The sequence below is a fragment of the Streptomyces sp. NBRC 110611 genome, from assembly GCF_001590865.1.
GTDB lineage: Bacteria > Actinomycetota > Actinomycetes > Streptomycetales > Streptomycetaceae > Streptomyces.
On record NZ_BBUY01000033.1, the window covers coordinates 14,016 to 27,968 of the forward strand.

Consider the following 13,953-nt stretch of genomic DNA (forward strand, 5'->3'; position numbering starts at 1 on the left):
CCGGTGCACTCCGGGGGCACCATCGTGCCCGCAGAGAGCAGGAGTTGAAGCCGTATAGTGTTTGTGCCGGCCAGGGAATGTGGGGGACACGAAACGGCGACATGCCGGGGAGACGGTCTTTATGGCAGTGATCGAGCCGGCCGCAGGGGGCTGTTGTCAACCAGCCTTATCCGAAGCTCTGGCCTTCCGGCCGAGTAGTTGACGGGGAGGATCCATGGGGGACAGTTTTGGGCCCGTACACGGCGACGCGGGCGACGGGACCGGTGGCGGGGGCGACGACCGGTCCGTGAGCCCGCCGCGCAAGGAGCCGATCCGGGTCCTGGTGGTGGACGATCACGCGCTGTTCCGGCGGGGCCTGGAGATTGTTCTGGCCCAGGAAGAGGACATCCAGGTCGTCGGTGAGGCGGGGGACGGCGCGGAGGCGGTCGACAAGGCCACGGATCTGCTGCCCGACATCGTGCTGATGGACGTACGGATGCCCCGGCGCGGCGGGATTGAGGCGTGTACCGCCATCAAGGAGGTGGCCCCCAGCGCCAGGATCATCATGCTGACGATCAGCGATGAAGAGGCCGACCTCTACGACGCGATCAAGGCCGGTGCCACGGGGTACCTGCTCAAGGAGATCTCCACCGACGAGGTGGCGACCGCGATCCGCGCCGTCGCGGACGGCCAGTCGCAGATCAGCCCGTCGATGGCCGCCAAGCTCCTGACGGAGTTCAAGTCGATGATCCAGCGCACGGACGAGCGCAGGCTGGTGCCCGCGCCCCGGCTCACCGACCGGGAGCTGGAAGTCCTCAAGCTGGTCGCCACGGGCATGAACAACCGCGATATCGCCAAGGAACTCTTCATCTCCGAGAACACGGTGAAGAACCACGTCCGCAACATCCTGGAGAAGCTGCAGCTGCACTCCCGGATGGAGGCGGTGGTGTACGCGATGCGGGAGAAGATCCTGGAGATCCGCTGAGCGGCCGGCAGGCTCCGGCCGCTCCTCCGCCCGCCGCGCTCGTCAGCCCCGCTGCCGCAGCTCCGCGCGCAGGGCGGCGGCCAGCGTCGCGTCGTCGCAGCGCTCCACCCGTACGGAATCACAGCCGACCCAGGTGGCGGCCTCCAGGAGAGCCGTGGCCATGGGAGCGACGGCCTTGCCGTTCCGCATCGAGACCTGCCGGGCGACGAGGGTGGTGCCCTCGCGGGCCGGGTCCACCCGTCCCACCAGCCGGCCGCCGGCGAGCAGCGGCATCGCGAAGTAGCCGTGTATCCGCCGGGGGCGTGGGACGTACGCCTCCAGGCGGTGGGTGAAACCGAAGATCCGCTCCGTACGGCGGCGGTCCCAGATGAGGGAGTCGAACGGCGAGAGCAGCGTCGTGCGGTGCCGGCCGCGGGGTGCGGTGGCCAGCGCGGCGGGGTCGGCCCAGGCGGGCTTTCCCCAGCCCTCGACCTCCACCGGGACCAGACCGGAGTCGGCGATCACGGCATCGACCTGCTCGCCCTTCAGCCGGTGGTAGTCGGCCAGGTCGGCGCGGGTGGCGACCCCCAGGGCGGCGCCGGCCTGGGCGACCAGGCGGCGGAGGCACTCGGCGTCGTCCAGGCCGTCGTGCAGCAGCTCGTCCGGGACGGCGCGCTCGGCGAGGTCGTACACCCGCTTCCAGGCGCGGCGCTCCGTACAGACCACCTCGCCGGTGTCCAGCAGCCACTCCACCGCGATCTTGGTCTCGGACCAGTCCCACCACTCTCCTCCGTTGCGGCCGCCGCCCAGCTCGGATGTGGTCAGCGGGCCGTCGGCTTTCAGCCGGTCCAGGACGGCGGCGCAGGAGCGGCCGGCGTCCTTCAGGACATGCCAGCGGTGGCCCTTGGCCCGCCGGGCGCGGCGCCGGAAGGCGAAGTGCGGCCACTCCTCGATGGGGAGGATGCAGGCGGCGTGCGACCAGTACTCGAAGCTGTGGGGCCGCGGCGAGGGGGCGCCGCCGGCGGTCGGCGTCCAGTAGGCGGCCTCGACGGCGGGGCGGCCGGCCGCGCCGAGCCGGGCGTAGGGCACCAGCTCATGGGAGCGGGCCAGCACGGAGATCGTGTCCAACTGGACCGCTCCCAGCTGCCGCAGCACTCCGCGCGCTCCCGCCCGGCGGTCCGGGGCGCCCAGCAGGCCCTGCGCCCGCAGCGCCAGACGGCGGGCGTCGTCGCGGGACAGGCCGGCCACGGGCCGGGGCCGGGAGGAGGGCTGCGGCAGGGATGAGAGCTGCGTCACGGCGGTCATGCGGGACAGCGTAGGGGCGGGCACCGACAACGCCCCCGCCGTGGCTTCGGGAGCCTGGGCTCCGGGCGAACGGGCCCCGGCCGTGGGCCCCGGGCAGCCCCCGGGCGGGCCCGGGGCTCCGCCCCCCCCGGGTCAGCCAGCGTACGGAAGGTACGGCGTCCGGTCCGCCGCGCACGGCGCTCCGGCCGGGCCGGGATCGCCGGGCAGGTCGGAGGGGAGCAGGGAGCCGGCCCACACGTCCCGGCGGGTGCCCTCCCGCACCAGCTTGGCGCGCAGGGTGCCCTCCCACTGGAAGCCGAGTCTGCGGGCGACCGCCCAGGAGCCGTCGTTGCCGGCCTCCGCGAGCCACTCCATGCGCTCCACGCCGAGATCGTCGAACGCCCAGCGCAGCACGGCGCGGGCCGCCTCGACCGTGTACCCCCGGCCGCGCTGCTCCCTGGCGGTCCAGTAGCCCAGCTCGGCCTGCCGCTCGGGGCCGCGCAGCCCGGCGAGGCGTACCAGGCCCATCGCGCCGACCAGGGAGCCGTCCGTCCGGGCCACCACGGCGAAGTCGTAGGCGGTGTCGTCGCGCCAGCCCTCGGGGACGGTCGTGCCGACGAACCGCTCCGCGTCCCGCAGGGTGTACGGCGAGGGGACGTTCGTCCAGCGCGGAATGTCTGGTTCCTGGCAGGCGGCGTGCACCGCGGGTGCGTCGGAGGGCTCGAACGGGCGCAGGATCAGGCGCTCGGTGGTGAGGATGACGGGTTCCATGACGGGAGTCTGCGAGGTCGCGGAGCGGGCCGCGAAGGGATTTCGGCGTGATTCCCGGCACCTCCCCGGCACCTTCTCGCGGCCTCGTGCGTTCACGAGAGGGAGGGGACAGCGGGGGTTCGCGGCGGCGGACCTCCCTGCCCGACGGCGTCCTCCCTTACGATGGCCGTTGCGGCGGGGCCTGCCCCCTTGGAAATATGCCGCGCCCGCGCACTCGACCGTGCAGGCCCGACCGGCAAGGAGACCAGCCCAAGTGTCCGTCTTGACGAAGATCATGCGTGCAGGCGAAGGAAAGATCCTGCGCAAACTGCACCGCATCGCGGGCCAGGTCAACTCCATCGAGGAGGACTTCGCGGCCCTCTCCGACGCCGAGCTCCGGGCGCTCACGGACGAGTACAAGGAGCGCTACGCCGACGGCGAAACCCTCGACGATCTGCTGCCCGAGGCGTTCGCCACGGTCCGTGAGGCCGCCAAGCGCGTGCTCGGCCAGCGGCACTACGACGTCCAGCTGATGGGCGGCGCGGCCCTTCACCTGGGGTACGTGGCCGAGATGAAGACCGGTGAGGGCAAGACCCTGGTCGGTACCCTCCCGGCGTATCTCAACGCGCTGTCCGGCAAGGGCGTGCATCTGATCACGGTCAACGACTATCTGGCCGAGCGCGACTCCGAGATGATGGGCCGGGTCCACAAGTTCCTGGGCCTGACCGTCGGTTGCATCCTCGCCGACATGACCCCGGCCCAGCGTCGCGAGCAGTACGGCTGCGACATCACGTACGGCACGAACAACGAGTTCGGCTTCGACTACCTGCGCGACAACATGGCCTGGTCGAAGGATGAACTCGTCCAGCGGGGCCACAACTTCGCGATCGTCGACGAGGTCGACTCGATCCTCGTCGACGAGGCCCGTACGCCGCTGATCATCTCCGGTCCGGCGGACTCGGCCACCAAGTGGTACGGCGACTTCGCCAAGCTGGTGCTGCGCCTGAAGAGGGGCGAGGCGGCCAACCCGCAGCGCGGTGTCGAGGAGACCGGCGACTACGACGTCGACGAGAAGAAGCGCACGGTCGGCATCCACGAGTCCGGTGTCGGCAAGGTCGAGGACTGGCTGGGCATCGACAACCTGTACGAGTCGGTGAACACCCCGCTCGTCGGCTACCTCAACAACGCGATCAAGGCCAAGGAGCTCTTCAAGAAGGACAAGGACTACGTCGTCATCGACGGCGAGGTCATGATCGTCGACGAGCACACCGGCCGTATCCTCGCCGGCCGCCGCTACAACGAGGGCATGCACCAGGCCATCGAGGCGAAGGAGGGCGTGGAGATCAAGGACGAGAACCAGACGCTCGCCACGATCACCCTGCAGAACTTCTTCCGCCTCTACGACAAGCTCTCCGGCATGACCGGTACGGCCATGACCGAGGCCGCCGAGTTCCACCAGATCTACAAGCTCGGTGTCGTCCCGATCCCGACGAACCGGCCGATGATCCGCAAGGACCAGGCGGACCTGATCTACCGCACCGAGCCCGCGAAGTTCGACGCCGTCGTCGAGGACATCGTCGAGAAGCACGACAAGGGCCAGCCGATCCTCGTCGGCACGACGTCCGTGGAGAAGTCCGAGTACCTCTCCCAGCAGCTCAACAAGCGCGGTGTGCGGCACGAGGTCCTCAACGCCAAGCAGCACGACCGGGAGGCGTCGATTGTCGCCCAGGCCGGCCGCAAGGGCTCCGTCACGGTCGCCACGAACATGGCCGGCCGCGGTACGGACATCAAGCTCGGCGGCAACCCCGACACCCTCGCCGAGGCCGAGCTGCGCGAGATGGGGCTCGACCCGGTCGAGCACGTCGAGGAGTGGGCGGCCGCGCTGCCCGCGGCCCTGGAGCGCGCCGAGGCCGCGGTCAAGGCGGAGTTCGAGGAGGTCAAGGAGCTCGGCGGGCTGTACGTGCTCGGCACGGAGCGGCATGAGTCGCGCCGGATCGACAACCAGCTGCGCGGCCGCTCCGGCCGTCAGGGCGACCCCGGCGAGTCGCGGTTCTACCTCTCCCTGGGCGACGACCTGATGCGGCTGTTCAAGGCCCAGATGGTCGAGCGGGTCATGGCGATGGCCAACGTCCCGGACGACGTCCCGATCGAGAACAAGATGGTGACCCGCGCGATCGCGTCCGCCCAGTCGCAGGTCGAGCAGCAGAACTTCGAGACGCGGAAGAACGTCCTGAAGTACGACGAGGTGCTCAACCGCCAGCGTGAGGTCATCTACGCCGAGCGCCGCCGCGTCCTGGAGGGCGAGGACCTCCAGGAGCAGATCAAGCACTTCATGGACGACACCATCGACGCCTACATCCAGGCCGAGACCGTCGAGGGCTTCGCCGAGGAGTGGGACCTGGACCGCCTGTGGGGCGCGTTCAAGCAGCTCTACCCGGTCCGGGTGAGCATCGAGGAGCTCGAGGACGAGGCCGGCGACCGCGCCGGCCTGACCGCCGAGTTCATCGCCGACGCCGTCAAGGACGACATCCACGAGCGGTACGCGGCCCGTGAGGAGCAGCTCAGCCCGGACGTGATGCGCGAGCTGGAGCGCCGGGTGGTGCTGTCCGTCCTGGACCGCAAGTGGCGTGAGCACCTCTACGAGATGGACTACCTCCAGGAGGGCATCGGCCTGCGCGCGATGGCCCAGAAGGACCCGCTGGTCGAGTACCAGCGCGAGGGCTTCGACATGTTCACCGCGATGATGGAGGGGATCAAGGAGGAGTCCGTCGGCTACCTGTTCAACCTGGAGGTCCAGGTCGAGCAGCAGGTCGAGGAGGTCCCGGTGGAGACGGCCGCGGAGCAGCCGTCGCTGGACAAGGGCGCGCCGGAGCCGGTGCCGGCCGGTGCCGGACGTCCGGAGATCCACGCCAAGGGCCTGGAGGCGCCGCAGCGGCCGGACCGGCTGCACTTCACCGCGCCCAAGGTGGACGGTGACGGCAGCGTCGTCGAGGGCGACTTCATCAGCGACGAGGAGGCCGGTGCCCCGGCCCGCTCGGCGGCGGACGGGCTGACCCGTGCCGAGCGGCGCAAGGCCCAGCGGGGCGGCGGCCGCCGCCGTAAGAAGTGAGTGCGCGCAGGAAGAGTGTGAGCGTGTGACGCGGGCGCCCCGGCCGGGATATGGCCGGGGCGCCGTCGCGTCCGGTGGTTCAGCCGGCCGGGGCCGGGCCGAGGTCCAGCGCGGCGCAGCGCCAGCGGGAGTCGGCGCCCTGTTCCAGGCGGAAGGCGAGGGCCCGCAGCCGTTCGCCCGCCGTGATCCGGGCGAACGCCTCGATGACGCCGCGGCACGGCCGGCACAGTCCGCATTCGCGTACGGCCGGGAGGGGGCCGCGCCGCCCCGGCCCGAGGAGTGGCCGCAGCGGCGCCTGCGGGGCCAGCTCGGCCAGCCGGTCGTAGGCGGCGGGCAGGGCATGGCCCAGCAGCGTGTGCACGGGCCGCTGCCCGCTGAGGGTGAGTACCAGTTGTTCCGCGAACCACAGGTGCGGCCGCTCCCGGAGCGTCGGGCGCCGCGCCCCGGCGAGCGGCGCGCCGGGGGCGGCCCCGGGTCCGCCGGGTCCGCCGGGTCCGCCGCGGCGCGGGACGGTGCGGGCCGGGCCCCGGCCGGCGGGGCCACGGCCGGCCGGGCCGAGCGGGCGGCGGCCGGGGGAGGGCCGCCGGAGGCGGGGCAGGGCCGGGTCGTTGTCGTCGGTCACGGTCGTCGTCATGGTCGCCCCGTCGTTCGTTCCGGGCCCGGCGATCGGTGATTACCGGGCAGTAGATCCGTGGTGGGGATCTTCGTACCGGCGGGGCGGAGCGGCGGCAAGGCGCGGACGGGCGGTGCCGGGGGGCGCGCGAGGTTCACCCTTCCGTGGCACGGTCCCGCGCTGAGGCCGTGCGGCGGGGCGGGGAACGGGCCGGGGGAGCGGGACTGTGGACCGTGGGCGCGGCACGATGGGGGACTCCCGCCCGTATGCTGGCTGGACAATCATCAGAACCGAGCGAAGTGAGCGGAAGCGTCTGCCATGCGCGTCTATGTCCCCCTGACCCTCTCCGGTCTCGCGGAGGCGCACGAGAACGGCGAGCTGGGCCCCGGCCCCCTGGGGGCGTACGCGGTCACGCCCGCGCTGCGGGAGTGGTACGTCTCGGACGACATCGAGGAGCTGGAGTACGCGGCGCTCAACCGCGCGGCCCAGGCCTCCCTGCGGCTGCTCGCCGGAGACCCGCAGGCCGCGCGGCGCCGGGTGGTGGTGGCCGTGGACGTGCCGGACGGCGCCGCGGTGGCCGACCCGGACCGCGGGCTCGACCAGTCGTCCCTGGGTGAGGTACGGGTCGCCGGACCGGTGCCGTTGTCGAAGGCCGCCGCGGTGCACGTGGACGCCGCGGACGCGGAGGCCGATGTCGCGGCGGCCGCGGCGGCGCTGGGCGCGGCGGACCAGGGCGACGACGACGCGCAGTTCACCGTCGACGGTGCCGAGGACCACGATCTGATGTGGTTCGGGGTGCAGGAGATCCCCGAACTGCTCGGCTGAGGAACGGCCGGGTGCCGCGACGGGCCGGCGCCGCGACGGGCCGGTGCGGGCGGCGCCCCGCCGCTCCGGCCGCGTTGTCAGTGGCGGCGGGTACGTTTGTCGGCACGGGGATGCGGACGGGAGAAGGCCCGTCGGCGCACCGGGAACGACCTGGGGAAACCGCATGGGTAAGCACGCCACGCACATCGTCTGGGACTGGAACGGCACCCTGTTCCACGACGTCGACGCGGTGATCGGGGCCACCAACGCCGCCTTCGAGGAGATCGGGCTGGAGCCGATCACCCTGGAGACGTACCGGGAGCTCTACTGCGTGCCCGTGCCGCGGTTCTACGAGCGGCTGATGGGGCGGCTGCCGACGGACGAGGAGTGGCTGGTGATGGACGAGGCGTTCCACCGGCACTACGGCCGGCACCGCGTGGGCTGCGGGCTCGCCGAAGGCGCCGAGCTGCTGCTGGCGGAGTGGCAGGCGGCCGGGCGGAGCCAGTCGATCCTCAGCATGTTCGGGCACGACGAGCTGATACCGCTCGTCCGCGGCTTCGGCATCGAGTCACGGTTCGTGCGGGTGGAGGGCCGGACCGGGCCGTCCGGGGGCACGAAGAGCGCGCAGATGGTGCGGCATCTGGCGGCGCTGGCGGACGTGGAGCCGGGGCGTACGGTCGTGGTCGGGGACGCGGTGGACGACGCGGTGGCCGCGCGGGACGCGGGAGCGTACGCGGTGCTCTACTCGGGCGGGTCGCACAGCCGCCGGAGCCTGGAGGCCGGCGGGGTGCCGGGAGTCCCGGTGGTGGACAGCCTCGCCGAGGCGGTCCAGCTCGCCGGCGAGCTGGTCGTCTAGGCCGTGACCCCGGGACGGCCGTCCGGCCCCGACCCGTCGGACAGGCCCTGGGGCAGCCCTGGCCTGGGTCCGTCTCCCGGGGCCCGGAGCGGACAGGCCCGTCTGGGCGGGCCCGTAGCGGCAGGCATACGCCACCCCGGCGCGACGTTGTCCAGAAGGGCTAAGTTCGCATCGGGGGTTGTTGTGGACGGCCCATGACGGCTTCCGGGAAGGGAGCGATAGCCTTGCAGCGTGATCAGCGCGATAACCCGCGGGGGCGCCGAGGCCCCTGCCCTGCGCCCGGGACACGACCGTGACCGGGCGGCTGCTGGTCTTCACGGCCACCACTCCATGTCGACATCGTCACAGGTTGTCGACAGCGGCCCGGCCCTCCCTCATCGCGGCATAGCGTCGACAGCGACAGGACACCCCGCGTCGCGGCGGCGTTGTGCGGCTTCCGAAAAGTTCTTCCACAACGTCACGCAACGGCGCGCGACAGGAGCCAGAGGACATGCAGACCAAGCTGGACGAAGCCAAAACCGAGCTGCTCGCCAGGGCCGCCCGGGTCGTTGAAAGCAGCCCGGCCGGGGGCACACACCTGGTCCGCGGACTCGACCCGGACACCCTCGCGGGGTACCTCCAGCGCTACTACCTGCACACCGCTCCCGAGGACCTGGTCGACCGCGACCCGGTCGACGTCTTCGGTGCCGCGCTCTCGCACTACCGCCTCGCGGAGCAGCGCCCGCAGGGCAAGGCGAACGTCCGGGTGCACACCCCGACCGTCGAGGAGAACGGCTGGACCTGCAGCCACTCCGTCGTCGAGGTCGTCACCGACGACATGCCCTTCCTGGTCGACTCGGTCACCAACGAGCTCTCCCGGCAGGGCCGGGGCATCCACCTCGTCATCCACCCGCAGGTGATCGTCCGCCGTGACCTCACCGGCAAGCTGATCGAGGTCCTCGACTCCAACGGCGAGCTGCACGGCAACGCCGGCCGGCGCAAGACCGGCAAGGCGGGCAAGGGCAAGCCCGCCGAACTGCCCCATGACGCGGTGACCGAGTCCTGGATCCACGTCGAAATGGACCGCGAGACCGACCGCGAGGACCTCAAGCAGATCACCGCGGATCTGCTGCGGGTGCTCTCCGACGTCCGCGAGGCCGTCGAGGACTGGGAGAAGATGCGCTCCGCCGCGCTGCGCATCGCCGACGGCCTGCCGTCCGAGCCGCTCGCCGGCGACCTGCGCGAACGGGAGGTCGAGGAGGCCCAGGAGCTGCTGCGCTGGCTCTCCGACGACCACTTCACCTTCCTCGGCTACCGCGAGTACGAGCTCGGCTCCGTGCCCGGCGAGGGCGGCGCCCAGGAGGACGTGCTGACCGCCGTGCCCGGTACGGGCCTGGGCATCCTGCGCGCCGACCCGACGCACCGTGAGAGCGACGCCGGCCACCCCGTCTCGCCGTCCTTCAACCGGCTGCCCGCCGACGCCCGCGCCAAGGCCCGTGAGCACCGACTGCTCATCCTCACCAAGGCCAACAGCCGCGCCACCGTCCACCGCCCCTCCTACCTCGACTACGTCGGGGTGAAGACCTTCGACGAGCAGGGCAACGTCATCGGGGAGCGGCGCTTCCTGGGGCTGTTCTCCTCGGCCGCGTACACCGAGTCCGTACGCCGGGTGCCGGTCATCCGCCGCAAGGTCGCCGAGGTCCTCGACGCCGCGGGCTTCACCCCGCACAGCCACGACGGCCGCGACCTGCTGCAGATCCTCGAGACCTACCCGCGCGACGAGCTGTTCCAGACGCCGGCCGACGAGCTGCAGTCCATCGCCACCAGCGTGCTCTACCTCCAGGAGCGCCGCCGGCTGCGGCTCTTCCTCCGCCAGGAACAGTACGGCCGCTACTACTCCGCGCTGGTCTACCTCCCGCGCGACCGCTACACCACCGGCGTCCGGCTGCGCCTGATCGACATCCTCAAGGAGGAGCTGGGCGGCACCAGCGTCGACTTCACGGCCTGGAACACCGAGTCGGTGCTCTCCCGGCTGCACTTCGTGATCCGCGTCGCGCCCGGCTCCACCCTCCCGGATCTCACCGACGCCGACCTCGACCGCATCGAGGCCCGGCTGGTGGAGGCCGCCCGCTCCTGGGCCGACGGCTTCTCCGAGGCGCTGGTCGCCGAGGCCGGCGAGGAGCGCGCGGCCGAGCTGATGCGCCGCTACGGCCGCGCCTTCCCCGAGGGCTACAAGGCCGACAACAACCCGCGCAGCGCGGTCGCCGACATCCAGCACCTCGAGCAGCTTGCCGAGGAGCCCGGCAAGGACTTCTCGGTCAGCCTCTACGAGCCGGTCGGTGCCGGCCCCGGCGAGCGCCGCTTCAAGATCTACCGCAGGGGCGAGCCGGTCTCGCTGTCGAGGGTGCTGCCCTGCCTGAACCGCCTGGGCGTCGAGGTCATCGACGAGCGCCCGCACGAGCTGCGCTGCGCCGACTCCTCCGTCGCCTGGATCTACGACTTCGGGCTGCGGATGCCGGAGCACGTCAAGGGTGACGACGCCCGCGAACGCTTCCAGGACGCCTTCACCGCGGTGTGGACCGGCGCGGCCGAGAACGACGACTTCAACCAGCTGGTGCTGCGGGCCGGCCTCAACTGGCGCCAGGCGATGGTGCTGCGGGCCTACGCCAAGTACCTGCGGCAGGCCGGCTCGACGTTCAGCCAGGCGTACATGGAGGACACCCTCTCCACCAACGTCCACACCACCCGGCTGCTGGTTTCGCTCTTCGAGGCGCGGATGTCCCCGGAGCGGCAGAGCGCCGGCACGGAGCTGACGGACGGCCTGCTGGAGGAGCTGGACGGCGCGCTCGACCAGGTCGCGTCCCTGGACGAGGACCGGATCCTGCGGTCCTTCCTCACGGTCATCAAGGCGACCCTGCGCACCAACCACTACCAGCGCAACGGACAGGGCGAGCCGCACGCCTACCTGTCCATGAAGCTGGACCCGCAGGCCATCCCCGACCTGCCGGCCCCGCGCCCGGCGTACGAGATCTTCGTGTACTCGCCCCGCGTCGAGGGCGTCCACCTGCGCTTCGGCAAGGTCGCGCGCGGTGGTCTGCGCTGGTCGGACCGCCGGGAGGACTTCCGTACGGAGATCCTCGGCCTGGTCAAGGCGCAGATGGTCAAGAACACCGTCATCGTGCCGGTCGGCGCCAAGGGCGGCTTCGTCGGCAAGCAGCTGCCGGACCCGTCGCAGGACCGGGACGCCTGGCTGGCCGAGGGCATCGCCTGCTACAAGACCTTTATCTCCGGTCTGCTGGACATCACCGACAACCTCGTCGGCGGCGAGGTGGTCCCCCCGAAGAACGTCGTCCGCCACGACGAGGACGACACCTACCTGGTCGTCGCCGCCGACAAGGGCACCGCGACGTTCTCGGACATCGCCAACGAGGTCGCCGAGGCGTACGGCTTCTGGCTCGGTGACGCCTTCGCCTCCGGCGGCAGCGCCGGCTACGACCACAAGGGCATGGGCATCACCGCCCGCGGCGCCTGGGAGTCGGTCAAGCGGCACTTCCGCGAGCTGGGACACGACACCCAGACCCAGGACTTCACCGTGGTCGGCGTCGGCGACATGTCCGGCGACGTCTTCGGCAACGGCATGCTGCTCAGCGAGCACATCCGCCTGGTCGCCGCCTTCGACCACCGGCACATCTTCCTCGACCCCAACCCCGACGCGGCCACCTCCTACGCCGAGCGGCGCCGGCTCTTCGAACTGCCCCGCTCGTCCTGGGCGGACTACAACACCGAGCTGCTCTCGCAGGGCGGCGGCATCCACTCCCGCCAGGCCAAGTCCATCCCGGTCAACGCACAGGTGCGGGCGGCCCTCGGCATCGAGGCCGGGGTGAAGAAGATGACCCCCGCCGACCTGATGCGGGCCATCCTCAAGGCGCCGGTCGACCTGCTGTGGAACGGCGGCATCGGCACGTATGTGAAGGCCTCCTCGGAGTCCGACGCGGATGTGGGCGACAAGGCCAACGACGCGATCCGGGTCAACGGCGAGGACCTGCGGGTCAAGGTCGTCGGCGAGGGCGGCAACCTGGGCCTGACCCAGCTGGGCCGGATCGAGTTCGCCACGGACGGCGGGAAGATCAACACCGACGCGATCGACAACAGCGCCGGTGTGGACACCTCCGACCACGAGGTCAACATCAAGATCCTGGTCAACGCCGTGGTCACCAACGGCGACATGACCGTCAAGCAGCGCAACAAGCTGCTGGCCGCGATGACCGACGAGGTCGGCGCGCTGGTGCTGCGCAACAACTACGCGCAGAACACCGCGCTGGCGCTGGCCATCGCCCAGTCCTCCAGCATGCTCCACGCCCAGCAGCGCTTCATCCGGCGCCTGGTGCGCGACGGCGACCTCGACCGGGCGCTGGAGTTCCTGCCCACCGACCGGCAGATCCGTGAGCGCCTCACCGCCGGCCGCGGCCTGACCCAGCCCGAGACCGCGGTGCTCCTGGCCTACACCAAGATCACGGTGGCCGAGTCGCTGATCCGGACGCCCCTGCCGGACGACCCGTACCTCCAGCGGCTGCTGCACGCCTACTTCCCGTCGGCGCTGTACGAGCGCTTCCCCGAGCAGGTCGACGGGCACGCGCTGCGCCGCGAGATCGTCACGACGGTGCTGGTCAACGACACCGTCAACACCGGTGGTACGAGCTTCCTGCACCGGATGCGGGAGGAGACCGGGGCCTCCCTGGAAGAGGTCGTCCGGGCGCACACCGCGGCCCGCGCGATCTTCGGGCTCAACCAGGTCTGGGACGACGTCGAGGCCCTCGACAACGTGGTCGCGGCCGAGGTACAGACCCGGATCCGGCTGCACTCGCGGCGGCTGGTCGAGCGCGGCACCCGCTGGCTGCTCAACAACCGCCGGCAGCCGCTGGAGCTGTCGGAGACCATCGACTTCTTCGCGGAGCGGGTCGGCCAGGTCTGGGCGCAGCTGCCGAAGCTGCTCCAGGGCAGCGACCTGGAGTGGTACCAGACGATTCTGGAGGAGCTGACCGGCGCCGGCGTCCCCGAGCCGCTGGCCGTCCAGGTGTCCGGCTTCTCGTCGGTCTTCCCGGCGCTGGACATCGTCGCCGTCGCGGACCGGATGGGCAAGGAGCCGCTGGCGGTCGCCGAGGTCTACTACGACCTGGCCGACCGGCTGCGGGTCAACCAGCTCCTCGACCGCATCCTGGAGCTGCCGCGCAACGACCGCTGGCAGTCGATGGCCCGCGCCTCGATCCGCGAGGACCTCTTCGCGGCGCACGCCGCGCTGACCGCGGACGTGCTGTCGGCGGGCGACGGTTCCGCGTCGCCGGAGCAGCGGTTCAAGGCCTGGGAGCAGGCGAACGCGGCGATCCTCGCCCGGGCGCGGGCGACCCTGGAGGAGATCCACGGGTCGGAGGGGTTCGACCTGGCGAACCTGTCCGTCGCCATGCGGACCATGCGGACGCTCCTGCGTACGCACAGCTGAATCGGCGGGGCAGGCGCCGCCCGGCGCCTGCCCCGACCCGCACCTCAGCCGCGGGTGAAGTCCTCGTAGGCCGCGAGGACTTCGTCCGTCGGGCCGTCCATCCGCAGTTCGCCGCGTT

The 13,953-nt window shown here is 71.5% G+C and carries 8 protein-coding genes; 5 read left to right on the forward strand and 3 right to left on the reverse strand.

Features of this window, described 5'->3' with window-relative positions:
- Positions 1–214 precede the first annotated feature (214 nt).
- Positions 215–964 carry a response regulator gene (locus AZE13_RS31995; protein ID WP_066939973.1) on the forward strand — a complete coding sequence of 250 codons (750 nt, stop codon included), beginning with the start codon at positions 215–217 and terminating at the stop codon, positions 962–964.
- A 42-nt stretch (positions 965–1,006) separates the two neighbouring features.
- Here AZE13_RS31995 and AZE13_RS32000 read toward each other — a convergent pair whose 3' ends face one another.
- Together AZE13_RS32000 and AZE13_RS32005 are read right to left on the reverse strand one after the other, a co-directional pair.
- The gene (locus AZE13_RS32000) at positions 1,007–2,248 is read right to left on the reverse strand and encodes a winged helix-turn-helix domain-containing protein (protein WP_079124590.1); all 1,242 of its coding nucleotides are present in this window, start codon (positions 2,246–2,248) and stop codon (positions 1,007–1,009) included.
- 132 nt (positions 2,249–2,380) lie between these two features.
- A complete protein-coding gene (locus AZE13_RS32005) occupies positions 2,381–2,998 on the reverse strand; it encodes a GNAT family N-acetyltransferase (RefSeq protein WP_066939976.1) in 618 nt (205 codons plus the stop codon).
- Between the two features lie 253 nt (positions 2,999–3,251).
- Between AZE13_RS32005 and secA the strand changes: the two genes are divergently transcribed.
- Positions 3,252–6,086: a preprotein translocase subunit SecA gene (gene secA, locus AZE13_RS32010; RefSeq protein ID WP_066939979.1), complete on the forward strand. Its 2,835-nt coding sequence runs from the start codon at positions 3,252–3,254 to the stop codon at positions 6,084–6,086.
- A gap of 79 nt (positions 6,087–6,165) precedes the next feature.
- Here the strand turns inward: secA and AZE13_RS37640 are convergent, their stop codons facing one another.
- A complete protein-coding gene (locus tag AZE13_RS37640; RefSeq protein ID WP_220127630.1) occupies positions 6,166–6,720 on the reverse strand; it encodes an Rv3235 family protein in 555 nt (184 codons plus the stop codon).
- Between the two features lie 297 nt (positions 6,721–7,017).
- On the opposite strand from AZE13_RS37640, the gene AZE13_RS32020 reads away from it, so the two are divergent.
- The 3 genes from AZE13_RS32020 (at position 7,018) to AZE13_RS32030 (ending at position 13,835) form a co-directional block, all read left to right on the forward strand.
- Complete coding sequence (locus AZE13_RS32020; protein ID WP_066939982.1) at positions 7,018–7,524, forward strand: DUF6912 family protein; 507 nt, start codon at positions 7,018–7,020, stop codon at positions 7,522–7,524.
- Between the two features lie 163 nt (positions 7,525–7,687).
- The gene (locus AZE13_RS32025) at positions 7,688–8,359 is read left to right on the forward strand and encodes an HAD family hydrolase (RefSeq protein ID WP_066939985.1); all 672 of its coding nucleotides are present in this window, start codon (positions 7,688–7,690) and stop codon (positions 8,357–8,359) included.
- 490 nt (positions 8,360–8,849) lie between these two features.
- Positions 8,850–13,835 carry an NAD-glutamate dehydrogenase gene (locus AZE13_RS32030; protein WP_066939988.1) on the forward strand — a complete coding sequence of 1,662 codons (4,986 nt, stop codon included), beginning with the start codon at positions 8,850–8,852 and terminating at the stop codon, positions 13,833–13,835.
- Positions 13,836–13,953: the final 118 nt, after the last annotated feature.